The sequence below is a fragment of the Halobacillus naozhouensis genome (assembly GCF_029714185.1).
GTDB classification, from domain to species: domain Bacteria; phylum Bacillota; class Bacilli; order Bacillales; family Halobacillaceae; genus Halobacillus_A; species Halobacillus_A naozhouensis.
In genome coordinates, this window is sequence record NZ_CP121671.1 from 4,139,507 (window position 1) to 4,161,616 (window position 22,110).

General features: G+C 41.7%; 19 protein-coding genes and 1 riboswitch. Of the genes, 8 read left to right on the forward strand and 11 right to left on the reverse strand.

Annotated elements, in window-relative coordinates; all coding sequences use genetic code 11:
* The first annotated feature begins 18 nt into the window (after positions 1 to 18).
* The 6 genes from P9989_RS21055 (at position 19) to P9989_RS21080 (ending at position 8,690) form a co-directional block, all read left to right on the forward strand.
* Positions 19 to 1,449 (forward strand): MDR family MFS transporter, encoded by a 1,431-nt coding sequence (locus P9989_RS21055; RefSeq protein ID WP_283076787.1) that lies wholly within the window; start codon positions 19 to 21, stop codon positions 1,447 to 1,449.
* A gap of 136 nt (positions 1,450 to 1,585) precedes the next feature.
* Positions 1,586 to 3,046, forward strand: a complete 1,461-nt coding sequence (locus tag P9989_RS21060) for a helix-turn-helix domain-containing protein (RefSeq protein ID WP_283076788.1) — start codon at positions 1,586 to 1,588, stop codon at positions 3,044 to 3,046.
* A 303-nt stretch (positions 3,047 to 3,349) separates the two neighbouring features.
* The gene (hutU, locus tag P9989_RS21065) at positions 3,350 to 5,017 is read left to right on the forward strand and encodes a urocanate hydratase (RefSeq protein WP_283079013.1); all 1,668 of its coding nucleotides are present in this window, start codon (positions 3,350 to 3,352) and stop codon (positions 5,015 to 5,017) included.
* A gap of 18 nt (positions 5,018 to 5,035) precedes the next feature.
* A complete protein-coding gene (gene hutI, locus P9989_RS21070) occupies positions 5,036 to 6,310 on the forward strand; it encodes an imidazolonepropionase (protein ID WP_283076789.1) in 1,275 nt (424 codons plus the stop codon).
* On the forward strand, positions 6,307 to 7,293 hold the full coding sequence (locus P9989_RS21075; RefSeq protein ID WP_283076790.1) for an agmatinase family protein: 987 nt from the start codon (positions 6,307 to 6,309) through the stop codon (positions 7,291 to 7,293). The genes hutI and P9989_RS21075 overlap by 4 nt, the downstream gene beginning before the upstream one ends.
* 68 nt (positions 7,294 to 7,361) lie before the next feature.
* The gene (locus P9989_RS21080; protein WP_283076791.1) at positions 7,362 to 8,690 is read left to right on the forward strand and encodes a YjiH family protein; all 1,329 of its coding nucleotides are present in this window, start codon (positions 7,362 to 7,364) and stop codon (positions 8,688 to 8,690) included.
* Positions 8,691 to 8,779: 89 nt separating this feature from the next.
* On the opposite strand, the gene P9989_RS21085 is transcribed toward P9989_RS21080, so the two are convergent.
* From P9989_RS21085 to P9989_RS21110, 6 genes are all read right to left on the reverse strand, one after another.
* A complete protein-coding gene (locus P9989_RS21085; protein WP_283079014.1) occupies positions 8,780 to 9,790 on the reverse strand; it encodes a C40 family peptidase in 1,011 nt (336 codons plus the stop codon).
* A gap of 24 nt (positions 9,791 to 9,814) precedes the next feature.
* Positions 9,815 to 10,879 (reverse strand): dipeptide epimerase, encoded by a 1,065-nt coding sequence (locus P9989_RS21090; protein ID WP_283076792.1) that lies wholly within the window; start codon positions 10,877 to 10,879, stop codon positions 9,815 to 9,817.
* A gap of 18 nt (positions 10,880 to 10,897) precedes the next feature.
* The gene (locus tag P9989_RS21095) at positions 10,898 to 12,064 is read right to left on the reverse strand and encodes a DUF819 family protein (protein WP_283076793.1); all 1,167 of its coding nucleotides are present in this window, start codon (positions 12,062 to 12,064) and stop codon (positions 10,898 to 10,900) included.
* 102 nt (positions 12,065 to 12,166) lie between these two features.
* Positions 12,167 to 12,484 (reverse strand): DUF3870 domain-containing protein, encoded by a 318-nt coding sequence (locus P9989_RS21100; protein ID WP_283076794.1) that lies wholly within the window; start codon positions 12,482 to 12,484, stop codon positions 12,167 to 12,169.
* A 249-nt stretch (positions 12,485 to 12,733) separates the two neighbouring features.
* On the reverse strand, positions 12,734 to 13,108 hold the full coding sequence (locus P9989_RS21105) for a YbaN family protein (RefSeq protein ID WP_283076795.1): 375 nt from the start codon (positions 13,106 to 13,108) through the stop codon (positions 12,734 to 12,736).
* A 77-nt stretch (positions 13,109 to 13,185) separates the two neighbouring features.
* Positions 13,186 to 14,007 carry a YihY/virulence factor BrkB family protein gene (locus P9989_RS21110; RefSeq protein ID WP_283076796.1) on the reverse strand — a complete coding sequence of 274 codons (822 nt, stop codon included), beginning with the start codon at positions 14,005 to 14,007 and terminating at the stop codon, positions 13,186 to 13,188.
* A 162-nt stretch (positions 14,008 to 14,169) separates the two neighbouring features.
* On the opposite strand from P9989_RS21110, the gene P9989_RS21115 reads away from it, so the two are divergent.
* Positions 14,170 to 14,571, forward strand: coding sequence for a DUF4395 domain-containing protein (locus P9989_RS21115; RefSeq protein ID WP_283076797.1), 402 nt, complete (start codon positions 14,170 to 14,172; stop codon positions 14,569 to 14,571).
* A 44-nt stretch (positions 14,572 to 14,615) separates the two neighbouring features.
* Here P9989_RS21115 and P9989_RS21120 read toward each other — a convergent pair whose 3' ends face one another.
* Positions 14,616 to 15,422: a hypothetical protein gene (locus P9989_RS21120; RefSeq protein WP_283076798.1), complete on the reverse strand. Its 807-nt coding sequence runs from the start codon at positions 15,420 to 15,422 to the stop codon at positions 14,616 to 14,618.
* Positions 15,423 to 15,575: 153 nt separating this feature from the next.
* On the opposite strand from P9989_RS21120, the gene P9989_RS21125 reads away from it, so the two are divergent.
* The gene (locus P9989_RS21125) at positions 15,576 to 18,266 is read left to right on the forward strand and encodes a DEAD/DEAH box helicase family protein (RefSeq protein ID WP_283076799.1); all 2,691 of its coding nucleotides are present in this window, start codon (positions 15,576 to 15,578) and stop codon (positions 18,264 to 18,266) included.
* Positions 18,267 to 18,418: 152 nt separating this feature from the next.
* Here the strand turns inward: P9989_RS21125 and P9989_RS21130 are convergent, their stop codons facing one another.
* The 4 genes from P9989_RS21130 to P9989_RS21145 are packed head-to-tail and all read right to left on the reverse strand — an operon-like array spanning position 18,419 to position 21,413.
* Positions 18,419 to 19,063: a hypothetical protein gene (locus tag P9989_RS21130; protein ID WP_283076800.1), complete on the reverse strand. Its 645-nt coding sequence runs from the start codon at positions 19,061 to 19,063 to the stop codon at positions 18,419 to 18,421.
* 29 nt (positions 19,064 to 19,092) lie between these two features.
* Positions 19,093 to 20,688, reverse strand: coding sequence for an LXG domain-containing protein (locus P9989_RS21135; protein ID WP_283076801.1), 1,596 nt, complete (start codon positions 20,686 to 20,688; stop codon positions 19,093 to 19,095).
* Between the two features lie 47 nt (positions 20,689 to 20,735).
* The gene (locus P9989_RS21140; RefSeq protein WP_283076802.1) at positions 20,736 to 21,011 is read right to left on the reverse strand and encodes a YwqI/YxiC family protein; all 276 of its coding nucleotides are present in this window, start codon (positions 21,009 to 21,011) and stop codon (positions 20,736 to 20,738) included.
* 15 nt (positions 21,012 to 21,026) lie between these two features.
* Positions 21,027 to 21,413, reverse strand: coding sequence for a YwqH-like family protein (locus P9989_RS21145; RefSeq protein WP_283076803.1), 387 nt, complete (start codon positions 21,411 to 21,413; stop codon positions 21,027 to 21,029).
* Between the two features lie 396 nt (positions 21,414 to 21,809).
* A riboswitch (Lysine riboswitch) is annotated at positions 21,810 to 21,988 on the forward strand.
* Positions 21,989 to 22,110: the final 122 nt, after the last annotated feature.

The following is a 22,110-nucleotide window of genomic DNA, read 5'->3' on the forward strand; positions in this document are numbered from 1 at the left end:
TGGCAGGGGGGGACCGAAATGGAGTCTAATAAACGCGCTTTTTGGCTAATTATATGTTCAATTTTCTTCGGCAATTTCCTGGCCATTCTCAGTATTACAACAGTTACAGTAGCCTTTCCTGTAGTAATGGATGAATTTAATGCTAATCTAAGTACTGTTCAATGGTTGATGGCGGGATATCTTTTGGCAACTGGAATCATTGCACCGGTCGTAGGATATTTGGGGGATCAATTAAGTTATAAATATTTGTATATTATCGCATTATTTGGATTTACTTTGTTCTCTTTGTTCTGTGGTCTGGCTTGGGATATTCAAATCCTGATTTTATTTAGAATCATACAAGGTGTATTTGGCGGAATGATCATCCCGATAACCTTAACAATCATTTATCAAACACTTGAACGGCATCAGCAATCGAAGGCTATGGGATTATGGAGTCTGGCTTCTATGCTTGCCCCAGTAATCGGTCCGACATTTGGCGGCTGGCTTGTTGATTATTTTGGCTGGTCAGCGATTTTCTTTTTTAATCTGCCAATAGGGATCCTGGGCATAATCATTGTTAGTAGATGCATTCCTTATTACCGAATAGGAACCAGCCAATCCTTTGATTTTATAGGATTTATTTCTGTGGTCGCCAGTAGTTCCTTACTTTTATTTGGTTTTAGCCAGGTAGGATCCTGGGGCTTTGGTTCATGGAAAACGCTGCTTTTACTAGGATCCGGAATCATACTATTGGGTTTTTTCATTCGCTGGGAACTGAGGTCAAAAGCTCCGCTGCTGCAATTAAGTGTGTTTAAGTTTTCTCAATTCACTTATAGCCTGATTATAAACTGTATCATTACAGCCTCGATGTATATTGGTACGCTGCTTGTTCCCCTATATTTGCAAGACGTTTTGCATCTGTCACCGATGGATACTGGTTTAATTATGCTGCCAGGAGCGATTGCGATGGCGGCGGCTTCTCCAGTTGTTGGGAATGTGTATGATAGGATTGGGCCGTTCAAATTGGTTTTTACCGGTGCTTCACTCGTAGTTATATCAACAGCTTTGTTTAGCAGTATCGGACTGGAAACTTCCGCTTACTTAATTGCTATCTATCAACTCATTCGTTGCATTGGTATTTCGTTATGCACGGTTCCCTTAACTAATGCAGGCATGAGTGCTGTGACCAGGGACTATTCCGGCCACGCTTCTTCCATCACGAACTGGGCCCGGCAAGGTATGGCATCGATGTCGATTGGAATATTCAGCGCTCTGGTTGTAGCAAGAAGTTCCGGTTACTTAAAATCAGATGGTACTACTGTTACTGCTGCAATATCTATGGGGATCAGTGATGTCTTTTGGATTGGAACTATCCTTGCGATTACTGCCATCCCATTAACTTTTATGCTAAGAATCAAAAGCCAGGCAAAAATCAATTCAGCCAAACCGAAAGCAGCAAACCAATAATGGGTATATTTTCCCTTATCTTCCACCTCAGGTCATCCAGAAATTGGATGACCTGAGGTGGAAGATATATCCGGTTATGAGAAAGTAGCTGTGGTAAGTTAGAATGAGGATAGTAGGTTGAAAAGGCGGGGTCTCTATGTACAAACTATTAATCGCAGATCGGGACAGACAAGAACTTGCTGGTTTAGAATGGCTGATTACTAAATATTCCTTCCCTATCACGGATACTATATTGGCGGATCAGTTGGTAAACATATTTAACATATTAGAGAACCAACAACCTGATATATTCTGCATTGAGCTTGATATGATCCCAGAGGATAAGTGGGAAATGGTGCAAACATTTATCGAACGATATGCGGGGCAAGTGATTGCGGTGACGGCAGAGCCGACTTTTGAACGAGCCATGCAGGCAATGGACATGGAAGCAGTAGATTTATGGGTAAAGCCGTTATCACCCTCCCGAGTAAAGCATTCGTTGCAGCAAACCTTCCGTAACCTTTCTAAACAAACTACCCGAAATCCTGCCAATGAATTAAAGCAAGCTATTCGTTACGAATCGTTATTTATTGATGATGGATTACCGTTCCAACATCCTGTATATTTAATAAAAACGGAACACGTGGCAGATTTAAATGATTTAAGATCTTTCATTGAACAGTTTGATTTTTACTACACCCCCTTAGTGTTTTCGACAAGTGACCGCCTTGCCCTGGTATTTCAGGAATCATTCCCTGAACCTGTAAAGCAGGCCCAACGCTTTTTACAGGAGTGGGAACGCTTTGCTGGTAAGCCATTAGCTATCGTTGTCCACGCTGAGCAAGGTTCAGACTCTCTCCATCAAATTTATATGAAGTTGAGAAAGATCATGGAAACTACTTTTTTTACGGGCTACCAGCAAGTATTAAGTTCCTTCCACCATCACGAATGGGAGGATATGGATCCGTTCTTAACGATGAATGAGCAGCGGAACTGGGTGTATATGCTTGATGAAGGGCAAGGGGATGAGATTAAAAAGTGGATGTACGAGCAGTTCTTCAGTATGGAGCCTCCCTTCCCTGACCCAGGACTGCTACGTACCCGCTTGACGAGTATTCTCGCACAAGTACGCCGTTTTATGATTCGAAAAGGGATCACAGACCCTGCCAGTGAGGAAAAATATAAGGCAGTGTTTGACACCATTTTATACAGTCCTGTCCTTTATCGGATTGTCCAGGATATGATCCTGTACATGAACGGTCTACTTCAATCGATTGCGGAAAAACCTGCCACAACGAAGATTGATGTCATTGAAGAAGCGATCGCTTATATGGAAGATCACTTTGAAGACTCATCACTTTCTCTAAAAGAAGTAGCAGAACACGTTAAGCGGAGCCCCTCTTATTTCAGCCATATTCTATCACATAAATACAGGCGTTCTTTTCGCGAGATGTTAAGCTACATTCGTGTCCAAAAAGCGAAAGAAATGCTGGCTTCCTCAGACGAAACCATTTACCATATCGCACACTCAGTAGGCTTTAGAAATCCGAATTACTTTAGTCGGGTTTTTAAAGCAACGACGGGCCAGACACCACGTGAGTATCGAATGTATCATTAAAAATCGATCTAGTTATTTATGTAAACCGGACTCCTAATGCTTTGGGAGTTCTTTTTTATTGGAAAAATATGAGTGATCCCATCCTTGCATGGCTGCCTGAAGGGTAAAGAAAAGACAATTCTGTTTTATAAACTAATATTATTTACTTTTCTAAAATATATGCTATTAATTGAAAGCGTTTTTGTATATATATTTATCTTTATCATATTTAAATATATAAATTCAAAAACCATTCACCTATTTTACGTCATTGCCCCTTGGTACCATTAAATTATTAGAAAAATTTAACTCGAAAGGATGAAGATGATGTCTGAAACGAAATCAGGAAAAGTAAAACAATATAGCGGTACAGAATTGCACACGAAGGGGTGGGTTCAGGAGGCTGCTTTACGCATGCTGAGCAACAACCTGCATCCAGATGTTGCGGAAAATCCGGATGATCTCGTTGTGTACGGTGGGATCGGTAAAGCAGCCCGTAACTGGGAGTGCTTCGAAGCGATTGTAGAATCTTTGAAAAAGCTTGGGGAGGATGAGACGTTACTGATCCAGTCTGGAAAACCAGTTGCTGTCTTTCGCTCCCATAAAGACGCCCCGAAAGTGTTAATTGCGAACTCGAATCTAGTCCCTGCCTGGGCAAATTGGGAGCACTTCCACGAACTTGATCAAAAAGGTTTAATGATGTACGGCCAAATGACAGCGGGAAGCTGGATTTACATCGGCAGTCAAGGAATCGTTCAAGGCACATATGAAACATTTGCGGAGTGTGCCAGACAACATTTCAACGGCAGCTTACAAAGTACGATTACGTTAACCGCTGGTCTTGGCGGCATGGGTGGTGCCCAGCCATTAGCGGTAACATTAAATGGCGGTGTTTGTATTGCTATTGAAGTTGATCAGCAGCGGATCCAGCGACGTTTAGATACGAAATATTTAGATACCTCAACCGATAGTCTGGATGAGGCCATTAAACTGGCCGAAGATGCTCGCGACCAGGGTAAATCCCTCTCTATCGGACTGCTAGGTAACGCAGCTGAGCTTTTGCCTGAAATGATTGCCAAAGGATTCATTCCGGATGCCTTGACAGACCAGACCTCTGCACACGACCCATTGAACGGTTATGTTCCAGTGGACATGAATCTTCCAGAGGCCGATGAACTGCGTAATAGTAACTCCGAGGAATATATTAAACTATCAAAACGCAGTATCGCATCTCACGTCAAAGCCATGCTCGATATGCAGAAACAAGGGGCCATTACGTTTGACTACGGGAACAACATCCGCCAAGTCGCCAAGGATGAAGGAGTAGACAATGCTTTTGATTTTCCCGGCTTCGTTCCTGCATACATTCGCCCACAATTTTGCGAAGGAAAAGGACCTTTCCGCTGGGTGGCATTATCTGGTGATCCAGAGGATATTTATAAAACAGATGAAGTCATCTTAAGAGAGTTTAGCGATAACGAGCATTTATGTAATTGGATTCGTATGGCTCGTGAAAAAATCAGTTTCCAGGGCCTTCCTTCCCGTATTTGCTGGCTTGGCTACGGTGAACGCGCCAGGTTCGGCAAAATCATCAATGACATGGTTGCGAGCGGAGAATTAAGTGCACCGATTGTAATTGGGCGGGACCACCTGGATTCCGGTTCTGTAGCTTCGCCGAACAGAGAAACCGAAGCGATGAAAGACGGCAGTGATGCAGTGGCTGATTGGCCAATTCTGAACGCCATGATTAACAGCGTAGGTGGTGCCAGCTGGGTTAGTGTTCATCACGGAGGCGGTGTGGGTATGGGCTATTCCCTTCATGCCGGAATGGTCATTGTTGCTGACGGGACGAAGGATGCAGAACAGCGACTGGAACGCGTCTTAACGACAGACCCTGGCATGGGTGTCGTACGTCATGTAGATGCTGGTTATGAACTGGCCGAACAGACCGCTAAAGAAAAAGGCATCCGAGTACCAATGCTAAAGAAATAATAGGGGGAGGATTTTTATATGACACGAAAATTGCTTATTACGAATGCAGCACAATTGATTACCATGGCTGGACACACCGATCAACCAGCAAAGAAAGAAGCAATGTCCCAACTAGGGGTGATTGAAAACGGGGCTGTTTATATGGAAGATGGAAAGGTTGTTGAAGTAGGATCCGATCAGGAAATACGCGAAAAGTATCAAGACTCCGTAAATTCTGATCAACATATCGATGCGACAGGAAAAGTCGTTACACCAGGTTTGATAGATCCACACACACACCTCGTGCATGCTGGAACGAGGGAAAATGAATATGCGATGCGCCTTAAAGGAAAAACTTACATGGAAATTATGGAATCTGGCGGTGGCATTCATGCGACAACTCGTGCTACACAGGAAGCGAGCCACGAAGAGCTATATGAGCAATCACGAAAACGCCTCGATCAATTTTTGCTGCACGGGGTAACAACGGTAGAAGCAAAAAGTGGCTACGGGCTGACACTTGAACATGAAATAAAACAGCTTGAAGTTGCTCAGCAGCTATCCAAGAAACACCCTATGGATCTCGTTTCGACATTTATGGGAGCCCATGCGATTCCGATTGCTGAAAAAGATAACCCAGAGCCATTTGTTGATCGCGTTATTAATGAAATGATTCCGGAAGTCGCTAGTAAGAACCTTGCCACCTTTAACGATGTTTTTTGCGAACGTGGGGTCTTCACTCCAGAACAATCCAAACGTATTTTAGAGGCCGGTAAAGAGCACGGACTGACTCCAAAAATTCATGCAGATGAAATTGAACCCTATGGAGGTGCGGAACTGGCAGCATCAGTTGGCGCGATCTCGGCCGATCACCTTTTAAAAGCATCTGAACAAGGAATTAAAGATATGGCGGAAGCTGGGGTGGTCGGTGTCCTGCTTCCAGGTACTGCCTTTTTCCTAATGGCTGAATTCGCTCAGGCTAGAAAAATGATTGACGCAGGAGTTGCTGTTGCTCTTTCAACAGACGCAAATCCTGGCTCATCGCCTACGATTTCCCTGCCTTTCATCATGAATCTGGGTTGCTTAAAAATGGGTATGACACCAGAAGAGGTTTTAACAGCAACAACTATTAATGCCGCACATGCGATCGGCTGTGCAGAGGAAGCAGGCAGTCTGGAACAAGGCAAAAAGGGAGATGTGACGATCTTTAATGTACCGAACTATCTGACGCTATCTTATCAATATGGAATGAACCATGTAGACACGGTGATTAAAGCTGGTAAACCGCTTGTCGTAGGAGGTCAGCTGCAATGACAGACTACCCTTATCCGCTGCTCGAGCGGCCCAGCATGATCTGGACGAAGCAAACAGATAAAACCACTGACCTGAAAGTACATGAATGGATTGAAACAGTTGGGGATCCTTTCCCCAACTGGCACGATTACGATGTGACAATTCTGGGCGTGCCGCTTTCAAAATCGTCGATCAGTACATCAGCTGCCAGCGACAATCCCGATGCGATGCGTCAGGCATGGAAATCATTCGGCACGTATAACCTTGACGAGGATATTGATTTAGCCACATTAAAAGCGATCGACCTTGGAAATGTGAAACAGCATGCAACAGATATTGCTTATACCCACCAGCAAATCGAGCAGGCAATGGCTGCTATGAGGACCCATCATCCACATACTTTGCCTGTCGTAATGGGTGGTGACCATTCGATTACAGCGATGTTGATTAAAGGCTGGAAACAAGCCCATCCGGAGGAGACAGTAGGTATTTTACAGCTCGATACACACTTTGATTTGCGTGACTTGAATGTGTTTGGCCCCGCAAACGGCACACCGATCCGTAACTTGATCGAAAGTGGCACAGTCGAGGGCAAGCATGTTCACAATATTGGGCTGCATGGATTTTTCAACGCAAAGGAATTGAAGGATTACGCAGATGAAACAGGTGTTCATTATACAACTATGAAACAGGCGCGGAAAAAAGGAGTTGCTCACATCATCAAGCAGGCTTTGGAACAATTGCACAATCAAGTCGACACGATTTACTTAACCGTCGATATGGATGTATTAGATATCGCTCATAACCCCGCTGCCCCTGCAGCGACACCTGGAGGGATGTACACAGAAGAATTGTTTGAAGCGGTGCAGATTGCTGGAGAGCATCCAAGTGTAAAGGCGATGGATATGGTGTGCCTTGATCCTAGAAAGGATATTGGCGGGATGGCCGTTAAAAGTGCTGTGCATACGATGCTGTCATTCTTAACGGGCTACTGCAGGCATTGAAGGCGAGATTCTTTCGCCTTTTATCCGAAAACTATTTTCCGAATATTAAAATAATAGGAGGTAAGACAATGGAGTCCTTACAAAAAGATTTTCACGGTGAATCATCAGGTCCTTCAAACGCCAATATAGTAAATTTTTTTATATTCAGCCTGATCGGCATTTTCACCTTTTTCATACCGATTACTATCAACGGCACCTCTTCCATTCCACTTGACCATATCGTCACCTACATCCAAACCACATTTGCGTCCCTTGTACCTTATTATGCACTCATTGTGATTATCCTTGGGGCTGGCTATCCTTTTATCAACCGAACTTGGAATAAAGATGCTATTACTATTGTTCTATCTCTTTTTAAAGTTTTCGGTGTCGCTGTGGCTGTCATGCTGATCTTCGGCTTTGGTCCGGCCTGGTTATTCACTCCAGATATGGGGCCGTTTCTTTTTGAAAAGCTAGTGATTCCAGTCGGGCTGCTGGTACCAATCGGAGCCGTTTTCCTCACTTTACTCGTTGGATATGGTTTACTAGAATTTATCGGAGTCCTGCTTCAGCCTGTCATGCGCCCAATTTGGAAAACACCTGGACGCTCAGCTGTTGATGCCGTTGCCTCGTTCGTAGGCAGTTATTCGATCGGTCTTCTCATTACCAACCGTGTGTTCAAAGAAGGTAAGTACACGATAAAGGAAGCAACGATTATCGCAACAGGATTCTCGACTGTTTCTGCTACTTTCATGATCGTCGTTGCCAAAACTCTTGGCTTGATGGATCTCTGGAACATTTATTTCTGGGTCACTCTCTTTGTAACTTTTTTAGTCACCGCCATAACTGTACGGATCTGGCCATTAAATAAAATTAGTGATGAATACTTTGAAGGAGAAGGCCACCCAGAGAAAGTCATTAAGAAAAACCGATTGAAAGCAGCCTGGACGCAAGCAATGGAGGCAGCTGAACAATCCCCTTCCTTTGGCAAGAATATCTGGATGAACTTAAAGGATGGCTTTATCATGACCATGGCCATTCTGCCTTCAATCCTGTCAGTAGGTTTGTTAGGGTTAGTCCTCGCTGAATTTACACCCGTATTTGACATCTTAGGTTATATTTTTTATCCATTTACCTGGATCATGCAAGTGCCTGAACCTATGCTGGCTGCCAAAGCATCAGCCATTGAAATAGCTGAAATGTTTCTGCCAGCCTTGTTAGTTGCAGACGCTCCCTTAATCACAAAATTCGTCATTGCGACGGTATCGGTATCAGCAATCCTATTCTTTTCAGCCCTTATTCCCTGCATTCTGTCTACTGAGATACCGATCAGTATTCCAAAACTGCTGATCATCTGGGCTGAACGTACCATCCTCACCCTCATTATCGTTACACCAATCGCCTGTCTATTACTCTAAAATGCCCATTAAACCAATTACCCCCACCTCAGGCCATCCAATATTTGGATGACCTGAGGTGGGGGTTTTTACCATTTCGATTCTATAAGTTAATCAATATATCTTCTTGCCCCGGAGAATTCAGAAGAGTAGTAGTCTGATTCAAAAACATCAATAATCTCGACTGTACTGCTGGAGTTCGGAGAATGAATCATTTGTCCATCACCGATATACATACCGACATGGTGAACGGAGCCCTCACCTTCGTTATAGGCAAAGAACAACAGGTCGCCTTTTTGCAAATCTTCTTTAGCAACGGGCGTTCCGTGTGTCGCTTGTACAGAGGAATCGCGCGGAATCGTTATGCCGTTAGCTTTATAAAGCGTATGAGTAAATCCAGAACAATCAAATCCAAAGCCAGATGCACCTGCCCATAGGTACGGCAAGCCTAAAAATTGTTTTCCTGTTTCTACAAGATCCTGCCCAGTTGGATCAGGAATATCTTGCCGTGAATCATAAACAGAAATGGCCTCTGAGGAAATCCATTTCATGCCATCACTCGGTGTAGCGACAAGAGCCATATCCCCTACTTGAGCAACGACCGGAAGTTTCGTGTTAAAGCTGATTTCTTTAAACTTCCCTTGATGCTGTTTATCATCATAAAGCCATGCAGTCGTATCTGTCACAAGGGCGAATGATTTACTTTCTTTTAATGCAGCAAAATAATTCTCATCTGCCAGTTGAACTTTTGGCATCCAGGCGGGATAGCCTAATTCATTTTTCGGCGTCGGCTGCCCATGAACTGCAACTTTCACCCAATCTCCACGCTCCTCCAAGATCGTAACCTCCTGCCCATACAAAGCCTGTGTCTGCAAATTGCCCACCAGCCACAGCTTTTGGTCAAGCGTCATGCTTTCTGTCCACTTCCACATATCTACTGGATTTCCTACAGACGGTTCATCAACTGGACGTGTGATGTCAGGCTCAGACCATAGTGTTGCTACGGAGACATCAACATAAGCGGTTTTATCTTCTAAGTCTTCCTCAGCCTGTAACGACACAGGGGCAGACAAACAGGATACGAGAATGACAGCCAGTACAAACATAGACCATTTCTTAATCAAAATGAAGCACCTCCAAATTTTTTAATTAAAACCAATCCCCGGGGCATCTGACAAGCGAATCGAATTTCCTTCGAATTGCATACCCCCTTTCATGTTTTCATCCGTCATCCATAATGGAGCATCTAAATCATAGTACGTAATATTGGGGTGAGCGGCTGCCAGATGGCTTGCAGCTGTAACCGAAACTACCGACTCCATCATGCTTCCGATCATGCATTGAATTCCAGCAGCTTCACACAAATCAGCGATCTGCCAGGCCCGACGTACACCACCACACTTCATCAGCTTAATATTTATTAGATCAACTGCCCCAAGCTGTAGCAGCCGTGATGCATCCCTTGGGGTGAAGACACTTTCGTCTGCCATAATCGGAGTTGACACATGATCTCTGACAAATTTCAACCCTTCCAGGTCATCGGCAGGGACAGGCTGCTCAACCAGTTCAATCCCCCATTTCTCCTGTTCCAAAAATTGAATAATATGGACAGCTTGCTTGCTAATCCAGCCTTGATTAGCGTCCAGGCGCAGCAGGACATCACTGCCCACCGCTTCTCGCACCTTTTCGATACGGAGAAGATCCAGTCTCTCATCATTGCCCACTTTGATTTTTAATACGTTAAATCCTTCCGCCACTTTTTCCTTAGCAGATTGGTACATTACACCGGGGTCATCAATGCTTACCGTCATATCTGTTTCAAGCTTGTTTGTATAACCTCCAAGCAACGCATAAAGCGGCATCTTAAACAGTTGGCAATAGGCATCATGTAAAGCGATATCAACTGCGGCCTTAGCACTGGTGTTGCCCGCACAGCTTTTTTCTAAATCCATCACCACTCTGTTTAGAAAAAGAATATCTTGATTTACTACTGCTTGCTTTATTGGGCCATTAATTGCTGTGATGATTCCTTCTAATGATTCCCCGGTAATTTGCCAGGTAGAAGAAGCTGAGCCGAGGCCGGTTATGTCATTTTCTAGATCCACGTACACATCAATAACGTCGATCTCAGTTACGATTCTAAGAGCTGTTTTAAACGGCTTTTTTAGTTTTACCGTACGCTTCTGGCACTTTATATTTCGAATTTTCACTACGATGTCTCCTCTTTATTACAAGAATGATAGAATTTTAGCGACTAGTAAGCCGTAATATGTTCCAAGAAAAGAACCAGCAAGTGCCATTAACACCCCGATTGGAATAAGGGAACGGTGATAGGCCCCTGCGAGAAGCGGTGCTGAGGCCATTCCGCCAATATTTGCAAGACTCGACACCCCTAATGTAAAGAGGTCCATTTTAAATAATTTAGCTACTAGCATGAGAATCAATCCATGAATGGCTAGAATAACGAAACCAGATATGATATAGATTGGTGCTTGAAACAGTTGAGAAAAATCTGCCCTCGAGGCAATCAAAGCAATGACGATATACAGCAATACATTAGCCACATCCATTGAACCAGGAACTTTTGAAATTCTGGTCATTGCCAGCAGCACCCCAACAATCGAAACAATAAAGATCGTCCAAGTAGTCGCATTGACCACCGTTCCGAATTCAGGGAGCAGCTCACCCAGTCTAGCAGCAATGGCTGAGACAAAAATGGAAATGGAGATCAACCCCATTAAGTGAACAAAGGAGATGGACTTCTGTTGTTTTTCCTCGTATTCTTCCTTCAAATCAGCCGTAATTTCATCAAGGTGAGAGGTGTCGGCCTTTGCCCATTTATTGAACACCGTAGCAAACGGAACCAGCCAGAACATCACCATCACCCACGTTGAATAGTTGACTGTATCCATAATCAAAGCGTAGCCGAAAATATTCTCAGGAACATCTAAGATTCCCTGAATAATTACCATATTGGCAGATCCGCCCGTCCAGCTCCCTGCCAATGCCCCAAAGGCCTGCCACGTTTCTGGAGCGTACAACCCTTGAAACATTAAAAAGGTAAGCACGAAACCGAGAATGATACTAAATGAAGCTGCCACATAGCCTACTAACATCTTAGGCCCCAGTTTCACTAACTTTCGCAAATCACAATTCAACAGCATTAATAGAATTAGCATCGGCAACAGTGCATCTCGTACAGATCCATACGTTGCATCAATCGGCTCTGTTGACCCAATAATCCCGCTCGTTTTCAAGATTGCTCCGCCAAAATAAATCAGTACAATGCCCGGCACATACTTAAAAAACTTGCTTTTGGAACTTGACTCAAAGTAGGCAACCAGACCTGCCAGACCAATAACAATACCAAGGTACAAAAATCCTCCCTCAATCATTTTCATTCCCCCTATTTTTAAAATAATATAAAAAACCCAGCTGCAAGAATGGTGTTCTTGTCAGCTGGGTTTTATCTACGAAAAGTAAGATAAAGCAGCTCTTCACTTATTTAGTGCCTCTTTATACTTGTAATAGGCTTGTTTAAATGCTACAATCAACGCTTTCTGAGATGAACCAAAATATCGTCCATGTACTTCTTTTGCAGCCCCGTCATAATCCAATATACTCCGTCCTACAAAAAGACTTTGAACAAACTTAACGGTGATCCCCATCATGGCTGTGCACTCAACATCCACAATTAAATCAGTTTTTGGATCGATAACGAACCCTATGAAAAAGCCGTCAAACTTTTTCGTAATCGGGTTATTTCCTGGGGATTTCGACTCCCCGACTACATAACAAGTTCCATTGGTATACACTTAATTCACTCTCCAGGTCAATCCGGCATCTTCCGTACGGAGTACCTGTCCGGTATGGAACGGGCAGCCGCTACGAAATGTAGATGTTCACGGAGGTATTCTTGGAAAAATACTACCACGAAATGAATCCGCTTTCAATAATTGTTGAAAATTATTGAAAAAAGTGACTTTTTCCTTATCTCTTACACTAGCCCTTGGAACGACTCTATATGGACGGCAGTAACACGTACGTAACATCCCCCAGAGCCATCATCTTCTCAATGTTTTTTGAGAGAGAATAAACCATGTGAAATAAGCTGCTACCAGCATCATAATAATTCGTACGAACACTAACGGTACGATAAAAAAAGCAGAATAGATAATGGAAATCCACAATGTAGCAACCCCGATCACCTTCGCTTTTAGGGGAATTCCTTTGCCAGCACGAAAATTTTGAATGTAGCTTCCGAACCACTTATTATGGATAAGCCATTGGTAAAGTCTATTCGAACTTCGGACAAAACATGCAGCTGAAAGTAATAAAAATGGTGTTGTAGGGATTAAAGGCAGGACGATCCCTATTATACCTAAAGCCAGGGATAAAGTACCTATAATAATTAAACTAACTTGTATCACTAATTTCATAGTCAAGTCCTTCATTTCTTCAAAAAGTGGTTGATAAAAGGGAAAGTCTACTAAGCTTCCCCTTTTTAATACTTCATTCACATTCGCTGTTTTCTACGATGATGGATCACGTTGATCTCCGCACCAATCATTAGAATAATCCCCGTAATAAAGAACCATAGCATTAAAATAATAACCCCGCCAAGACTGCCATACGTTGCAGAATAATTGCCAAAGTTACTTACATAAAAGGAAAAGGCAAGGGAAATAAGCTGCCAGAGAACTGCCGTAATGATAGCTCCGGGCAAGATCTCTTTAAATGGCAACGATTTATTAGGTGCAATGTGGTATAACGCCACCAACACAGCACTCATTACAAGAATAGCAATCGCCCAACGAAGTATTTGAAATAAGATGACTGTTTGACCAGGCAATCCAAGGGAAGAGGTTAAGAAACCAATGATGACATCCCCGAAGATAGGCAATGTTAAAGCTACAACAATAGCAATAATCATACCCAACGTTAGTAAGATGGACAGGAATCTCACCTTAATAAAGGATCTCGTCTCTTCCACATTGTAAGCAATGTTTGATGATTGAATAAATGCGTTTACACCGCTTGAGGCTGTCCATAATGTACCAATAATACCAATGGTCAACAGCCCTCCTTTAGGCTTCTCGACAAGGTTGACAATATTGTCACGAAAAGCTTCTGCGGTGCCTCCTGGAACTACCTTTTTTATAAAACCTATAATAGTTTCAGGATCGATATTTAAGTAAGGCAGAATGGATAATAGCAAGATGAGCATAGGCACGATCGCAAGCAAATAATAGTAGGCCTGAGCCGCACCTAAAATCGGAATATTGTCCTTCTGAAATTCATCCAGGACTTCCTTAGTGTAGGTAACAATTGTTCTCATAGAAAAAACCCCCTCGAACCACTTATATAGTTCTATCCCCTTTTTCGCTTAATAACTAACCCCATTTTTACCAGGAGAGGATCTTTACTTAAAAGATGAGCCTTTGGTTTTATTACTAAATAATAACCTTGTATAATACATTTAATGAGAAAGGGGAGTTCTATGAGCCTACCAAAACCGCTTGTACAGTTGAATCAGAGCTTTATTGTTACTTCTGTCCTGCTTGCTTTTCTCGTCCATCCTTCTATATTGATCATCCCATTTGTTATCGGTGTTTACACATTATTAACCAAACAAAACCCTGTCATCAGCTTAGGTAAAAGGTTTCTAAAGAAACCTTTACACCAATACACTGCGGAAGATAAAGACCAACAGCTTTTTAATCAATGGATTGCCACCATTTGCTTAGGACTGTCGCTCCTGTTCCATTATATAGGCTGGACCGTTCTTGCTCTTGTATTCAGCCTTATGGTATTGACTGCTGCCGGCGTTGCCTTAATGGGCTTTTGCATCGGCTGTACGATCCGCTACCGCTATCTGATGTGGAAGCATAAGCGAACTTAAAGCAGAATGCAAGCCACAACCTTTGCGTAGGTTGTGGCTTGTCTTTACTCAGCCTTAATAGAATTATGAAAAAACTCCAGCAAGGTATGCTCTATCTTATGAAAGTACTCCCCTATTTCAACAGGATGGATGAAAATCTCGTGGTTGTTTACATTTTCATAATCCACATGCCAGATTAGTCCTTGACCCGGTAATAAGAAAACAATTTGGTCAAACTTGGACTGATCCTCTACATAGTTTGACACCATAAAAGCAATATTATCTAACTCCTGGCCGTTACGTAAGAACTCCTGTAAAAAGCTTCGCAATGAGGAATCTACCTTTTCGTCTCGAATCATTCTCCCCAATACATCAGCTTCTGTAGTATGTAACTCATCAAGCATGGTGTCTGACAATTGGATGGTTTGTAAATCTGCTCTATCATAATCAACTTTTTCCAAACCATAATGACTAATAAAAATGGATTCGAATCCGTCAGCGTTTTGATGGACCCAAAACGTATGTTCATGATTATGTATTTCCTGTATAAGTGAATGCTCCTGGTTAACATCATGAATAAGCAAAACACGTTCATTTTCCATGTTTACACACCGAAGCTTTTTAGTGGATTGGATTAGCAGATGCAGCAAGTCTTCTAATCCACTAGCTATATTTGTCTCCTTGTCATCATCCCAGTACCCCTTCCCCCTTAAAGAGATCTCGGCCTGATAGACAAAACGGTCAAACTCTGCTTCGTTTTGAATTAACTTATGATCATTGAGAATCTGACTAGCAACTTGTTCGTAACCGCACAGAACTAATGCTGACACTAGCTCATTCACGGTAAGCTTGATTTTCCCCCTGTCGATCATTGTAACCCCTCCTCAACTATACACTCCCTACTATACATGAAATTTCCTCAATTTTTCCACTTTCTATTCACGTTACCTTGTACAAATATTGTTATACTAGATATACCTTTTACAAAAATCTTCACCATAAAAACTGTCAAGAGGAGGGGAAAAATGGATGCATTTCCGGATGGGATATCTTTTTGCTATGACTGGCGTTCCTATCAAGCAAAAGCCTTCGACCAGTTAGACAAACACTTGAAAGATAAGCATTTTCATCTGGTAGCTCCGCCGGGTTCCGGTAAAACTGTGTTAGGTTTAGAAGTCATGCTTCGATTAAATCAACCTACATTCATTGTTGCACCGACTATTGCCATTCGGAATCAATGGGCTGAAAGATTTCAAGAGTTATTCTTACAAACCAAAACAAAACCTGATTGGATTTCCACTAATATCCGTCAGCCGGCATTTTTAACGATAACAACCTATCAATCCTTACATAGTCTTTATCGAGGAGAAAAAGAGAATAATGAGGCAGACGCAGAACTGGATGAACCTGCAAACCCAGGGGAGGATGAAAAAGCTGAAAGTCAAAGTGATGTGGACCTGGCTATGGACCACTTACATAAGATTGGATTTAAGACATTCATATTAGACGAAGCCCATCACTTAAGAACAGCCTGGTGGCAGAGTACGATCGACTTTCGAAACAGCCTTGGAGACCCTGCAATCGTTGCTTTAACAGCTACCCCGCCATACGACGTCAACATGTCCGAGTGGAAGAAGTATGTTGATTTATGTGGACCCATAGATGCCGAAATTAGTGTCCCTGAACTTGTGAGGGAAGCAGAATTATGCCCTCATCAAGATTATGTCTATGCTTCAGCCCCCTCTCATGAGGAATCTGAGCCGATTTATGCCTTTAAAGAGAAGGTAAGGGCGTTTCAAAAAGACATCATACATAACGAAGCATTTAAATCATTGATTGAACAGCATCCTTGGATCGCTTCTTCCAAAGATCATATAGAAGACATTCTATCATCACCTTCCTATTTCTCGAGCCTTATCATTTACTTGAAGAAATCAGGCAGTACGACATGGAAGAAAGCTATAAAAACTATTGAGGCCAACGAAAAGGTTATTCCTGATTTTGATTTGGAATGGCTTGAAGATATGCTTACAGGTGTGCTGTTTAAAGATGATCACTTTGCCCCTAGAGAAGCGATTATCAAAGACATTCATAAACACCTTTCACAGATAGGTGCTATCGAAAGAAGAAAAGTAATGCTGCAATCTACCGATATGATAAATCGAACATTAGTAAATAGTGTTTCAAAACTATCAAGCATCAGCGAGATTGTTTCATTTGAGGAAAATGAATTAGGCAAAGATTTACGTCTGGTTATCCTTGCCGATTATATCAGAATGAAAGACATGCCAAATAATATAGGCGAAGAAAAACCACTTGTTCGTCTAGGGGTAATTCCGATCTTCGAAAAGGTCCGCAGAGAATTAGGAAACCAAGTAAAAATAGGTGTATTAACCGGATCGATTGTGATTATTCCAAGTTCAGCGCTTCCGCTTTTGCAAACATGTGCGGACGTACAACATTTAGAATTTCAATCCAGTCCACTGGCTTATGACGAAACATATATACGTGTAGAGATGAAAGCAGCTTCTCGCCAAAAGATGGTCAGTGTTATGACAGAGGTGTTTACATTAGGCGGTATGCAAGTGTTGGTAGGGACAACTGCATTGCTTGGGGAAGGATGGGATGCCCCGAGTATTAACTCATTGATTCTAGCATCCTATGTAGGAACATTCATGCTTTCCAATCAAATGCGCGGTCGAGCAATACGGACAGAAACCGGTAACCCTATGAAAACAGCCAATATATGGCACCTTGTTTGTTTTGATCCAGACCAACGAGATGGGGGCCACGATTTTAACTCGCTTACCAGAAGATTCCGTTCGTTAATAGGAATCGCGGTGCAACGAGAAACTATTGAAACCGGCATCGAACGAATGAATTTACAGCCGCCTCCTTATTCTCAGGATAAAATCCATACCGCAAACAAGAAAATGTTTGAAAGAGCAAGTGCTCGCAAAGAACTTTTCGATCGTTGGAAAAAGGCTGTAGAACAGGATGGAGAAATAACGGAAGAGATCATTTCGGATAAACGGGCAGTTCCTCGTCCTTTTATTTTCAGAAACACACTTAAGGCTATGTTTATCTTTGCCATTATTAATGGTGTGCAACTCTTTTTTGGTGCATTGGAATCAAGCAGAGCCTATGATGAGGATGATATCAATATTGGCTTCCTTATTGGAATGGGGATCATTGCGATCCTTTCTGCATTGCCATTATTAAAAACAATCAAAACTTACTTGCGCCATTCCTCTATTGAATCCAGTATGGTTCAAGTTGGGGAGGTTGTCTACAACACATTGCATCGTATGGACCTAATCCAAACAAATCTTGAACACAACCACATTCATGCTGAAAAAGATCATCTTGGATTTGTTACATGCTGGATGGAGAAAGGATCCACTCATGAAAAAACGGTCTTCCTCAAAGCGATGGAAGAACTTGTCGACCCTATTGAAAACCCAAGGTATATTTTGTTTAGAAAATCAAGCTTATTCTTCATACCACGCTATGATTACCATGCTATACCACAAGAAATTGGACGCAGGAAAGAAAATGCGGAATTTTTCACAAAGGAGTGGGAAAAACGTGTAGGAAAAGCAGAACTTATTTATACCAGAACTCCGGTGGGACGTAACAAATTGCTAACAGCGAGAATGAAAGCCATGTCGGCAGCCTTTGTTCCTAAATCTGAGCGGATAAGCGCCTGGAGATAATACAAGCCAAGGCTCAACAGAAGTGATACGTTGTTGAGCCTTGGCTTTTTATATTATTTAGTCAAAAATGCCGCCAACTAGAAAATTTGCTCCTCGTTTCATCGTCTTTTCTATTGTTGACAGCTATCCATCTTGCTACTTCCGATTACCACCTATTGCTCAAAAACATTAATAAGTACTGCACTTTGCCACAATAAGAAAAAGATAAATACTATTGCTATTAATTTATTTACAATTAACGGTAATCTAATTAAGATAATTTGAATATGATAATTGATTCCCGAGAAAAGAACAGCTATAAACTTAAATGTGTAATCCATAACACTTTCTGCTTCTCCATATACATTCGATTCATACAAAGCTATTGCTGGTTTGTGAAAAATAATTGAATATAAAGCCACCATGGCGTTTGTGAAGATAGTTAAAAGAACGAGTGTACTTGGATAAGGAATATGAATGCCTGTGAATATTAGCGACATTAATGAAAATAAAATGGTTGCTATACCTAAACCGAGCCACTCATTTTTCTGTGGCATACTGAATTTCCTTTTCTTTGTCGTTGGCTTTACACAAGCTAATACGCCTATCAAGATAAGGAATACTTCAAGGGTAAAGATAAACATACTTATGGCAGAGCCACCCGTACCTCTCCACACCCCGTAATTTAGTATGAACAACAGCAAAATAAAAACCACTAGAAGGTTAGCCTTTAAAAAAATTTTGAAGCCACTTTTGAGAGAGAACTTTTTTGGTTCTTGAATGATCTCACCTTGTTTATCTAGAGATGAATTGCTCATTTGTACCTCCCCATTTCTGTCTATAACGGTTAATTGAAAAAGTTTGAGATGAACTTTCCAGAACCTGATATAAGGTCATCTATTTCCTCTCCTAACTTTTCCCCTGTCTCCTCTCCCCATTCTATAGCTCCCTCTACTTGCTCATCCAACCATTTTCCAGCATCCTCGCCCCATTCCTTCACAGTATCCTCAACTATCCAGGACCCAACAATACCAACTCCAGCTCCAACTGCCCCACCAATAATTGTGCCTACACCTGGACAAATCATAGTTCCAATGACAGCTCCTCCAGTCGTTAAACCGGCGACCCCAACATCTAATCCGAGACCTGCAGCAAACCGGCCTGTTTTTTCCAACCCTGATTTATGTTTATTGGTATCACTGTAAAATTCCCCGGAATTAGTCATAACAGAGAACCCTATTCCCACATAGGGGATACGCTTGGTAAACTTAGAAATACTCTTAGCATCCGAGAATTGTTTTGCCGTTGCTTTCATATCAACATCCCATTTGTACTTTTTAAGCATATCTTCCTCAAGAACTAACACATTCGTGTATTTGTTCGCAACTTTGCCAAAACTAATCCGAGTTGTTCCACCCTCTAAATTAACCATTTCTCTGAGTACCCCGCTTGGAGCGTTATTATATTTTCCTAAATATTTTTTAAGTACTGGGTTGGCAGACTTGTTTCCTGTCTTTAATAGTTTGTGAAGATTGCTAGCCAAGTTGGATCCGTATTTTTTATTGATATCTTGCTTCCACGCTGAAGAAGCGGTCACGATAAAATTGCCCTTCCCATCTTTGGTCAATTTCAACATTCCACTACTTAACACACTGGCTGCCACAATTCCTTTTGCTACATTATAGGCACCGTTTGTTCTGCCTAAATCAGAAAGCCATTGAGCCACATCACCTTTAAGGGTGGAATCTCCCTGCTCAACAGATAATTTCATAGCATTATCAATCATATCCTGGATCGTATTCGATTCTCCGAAGTAATTCTCCACTTGATTAATTTGTGCTTCAGTAAGAAATACGCCGTTTGTCGTCCAGGATTTTATATTTGAAATAAATTGATTAATCTGTTCAATGGATTGCTCAGGAGATCCTAACTTTGATGAACTTGCTTCATCAAGATTTCTCAATTCAGTGACGGTCTCCTCATTTTGCCGTTTTGCGCGATAGATGGCTTGATCTAACCTGGGAGTAGATAGACTTATAGGGTCAATTAAATCCCCCACCGCTTCATAATGATTACGTATATCATGAACAATGTCATGAGTCATGTTCTCTAACTTATTCAACCCATGTTCAACATCTTGTTCAATAAAGTCTTCTCTTATCAGCCCATCATGACTTTCATATTCCCTAATGGAGCTTTGGATCTTCCTAAGCACGTCCGTATATTGGTGCAGGAATTGATTAAAAAGGATAATGGCCGGAAAGTGCAGGGTAATGAAATGTTCTTTTATGGCTTCTCCACCCTCTCCTTTAAGGGCATCGCCTAAATCAATGATCTTATTCATTTCATCTCTTAGCGTAAGAACTTGTTCCTTTTCCTGTTCCTTTTTTTGAATGACTTGTTCCAGCCCCTGAATCACTTCAGATACGTTCAATACTTTCATCCGGTCGCTCTCCCTCACTTCGATCTAGTTACGCATCAACAAATCTATTATTTTTCTTTCATCTGCTGAGCCAGTCTTTGTTCAGTCTGAACCAAGGTTTCAATACTAGAAGAGATATCATCTTCTACTTTTATCAGAGTTGTTTTATAAGTGTCTAACGTTTGATAATATTTATCTTCGATGGCGTGTATTCTTTCGATGAAGTTAAGGATAGATGTAGGAAACTGGGGTTCGGGATTAGTCGTATTTAAATCATTAGTTCTTTCCTTTAGACGCTTTAAAACGGGTTCAACTTCATTAGGTTTAACTTTTATTTCGGGCACCTTATATCACCACCGTTAATTGTTATTCATGGAATCTATCTGACTTTGTTTCGACTCCAGCGAATGAGAAAGGCTTGCATTCACATTCTGCAAGCGTGAAATTTCACTCGTTATCCTTTCCAGAAGAGATTCTACTCTTCCGTTTATTATGTTTGTATAAGCCTGCTCAATATCACTTCGAATGTTCAAGAACTCTGTGGAATGCTTGCCAGTCCATGTTCCCGGAGATAATTCTGGTTCAAATACAAGCCTTTTTTGGATCGCTAGTTCATCCTGTTCATTTAAAATGTTAAATTTAGCCTGTTCCAACCTGCTGATATCTTCCATATTGGATTGCATTCTATTATGAAGCGACCAAATATCGCTCGTTAAAGATCTGATTAGGTACTCATTTTCTACCACTTTATTCGCCTCTCTTGGTTATAAAGTATTGTCACCAAAACATTTTTTGGAAAATTACCCATATAAGTATTAATTATACGGTGAATGATAACCCCCGTAAATTGACTTCTTAGAATTTAAATCCTTTGCACTATTTAACCATAAGCGAGCAGCGTTAAGCAGGAAATCAGGACCATGATTATTGACCCCATCATAACCTTTACTTCATCCCGACATCTTGAAGCACTTCTTGAGTTTGTCCCTTTGGCATGAACTATGTTATGAAATTCAGCCAACATTCAATGTCATGGTTAGGCTAATTTTTGTTAAAAAAGTTTTCTTAACCTCTTGTAGGGAAAGGTTATTTTTGTTATAGTACACTCAATTAAATAATTTTCTTATTTCAATATATTTTGAAGTAAGGATAGAGGTGCAAAGACCATCAGTACACAATATAAGGGGAATGAGACCCTGTGACCATTGTGAAAAGGGGGCTTTGCCGAAGCGGAGGGAATCTCATTGTCTTGAAGCTGGTTCTGCTATTGAATAAATACGGGACTGTCATATAGGAAACTATATGGAGGGCTATCTTACGCGCAGGAACGATTTTTCTAAAAATATGTTTCTACGGCAACAACGAGCCCTCTCGTTGTTGCTTTTTTGCGTTTACTTCTGTGTAGGCCCAGACACCTCCATATCTCAAATTTACAAAAAGGGT

What these genes read in the sequence shown, in the direction of transcription:
- P9989_RS21120 (WP_283076798.1), bottom strand. Translation starts at nt 15,422, where the DNA reads ATGATCGACAGGGGGAAAATCAAGCTTACCGTGAATGAGCTAGTGTCA.
- hutU (WP_283079013.1), top strand. Translation starts at nt 3,350, where the DNA reads ATGATGTCTGAAACGAAATCAGGAAAAGTAAAACAATATAGCGGTACA.
- P9989_RS21130 (WP_283076800.1), bottom strand. Translation starts at nt 19,063, where the DNA reads ATGAGCAATTCATCTCTAGATAAACAAGGTGAGATCATTCAAGAACCA.
- P9989_RS21110 (WP_283076796.1), bottom strand. Translation starts at nt 14,007, where the DNA reads ATGAGAACAATTGTTACCTACACTAAGGAAGTCCTGGATGAATTTCAG.
- P9989_RS21080 (WP_283076791.1), top strand. Translation starts at nt 7,362, where the DNA reads ATGGAGTCCTTACAAAAAGATTTTCACGGTGAATCATCAGGTCCTTCA.
- P9989_RS21115 (WP_283076797.1), top strand. Translation starts at nt 14,170, where the DNA reads ATGAGCCTACCAAAACCGCTTGTACAGTTGAATCAGAGCTTTATTGTT.
- P9989_RS21135 (WP_283076801.1), bottom strand. Translation starts at nt 20,688, where the DNA reads ATGAAAGTATTGAACGTATCTGAAGTGATTCAGGGGCTGGAACAAGTC.
- P9989_RS21095 (WP_283076793.1), bottom strand. Translation starts at nt 12,064, where the DNA reads ATGATTGAGGGAGGATTTTTGTACCTTGGTATTGTTATTGGTCTGGCA.
- P9989_RS21125 (WP_283076799.1), top strand. Translation starts at nt 15,576, where the DNA reads ATGGATGCATTTCCGGATGGGATATCTTTTTGCTATGACTGGCGTTCC.
- P9989_RS21105 (WP_283076795.1), bottom strand. Translation starts at nt 13,108, where the DNA reads ATGAAATTAGTGATACAAGTTAGTTTAATTATTATAGGTACTTTATCC.
- P9989_RS21075 (WP_283076790.1), top strand. Translation starts at nt 6,307, where the DNA reads ATGACAGACTACCCTTATCCGCTGCTCGAGCGGCCCAGCATGATCTGG.
- hutI (WP_283076789.1), top strand. Translation starts at nt 5,036, where the DNA reads ATGACACGAAAATTGCTTATTACGAATGCAGCACAATTGATTACCATG.
- P9989_RS21055 (WP_283076787.1), top strand. Translation starts at nt 19, where the DNA reads ATGGAGTCTAATAAACGCGCTTTTTGGCTAATTATATGTTCAATTTTC.
- P9989_RS21060 (WP_283076788.1), top strand. Translation starts at nt 1,586, where the DNA reads ATGTACAAACTATTAATCGCAGATCGGGACAGACAAGAACTTGCTGGT.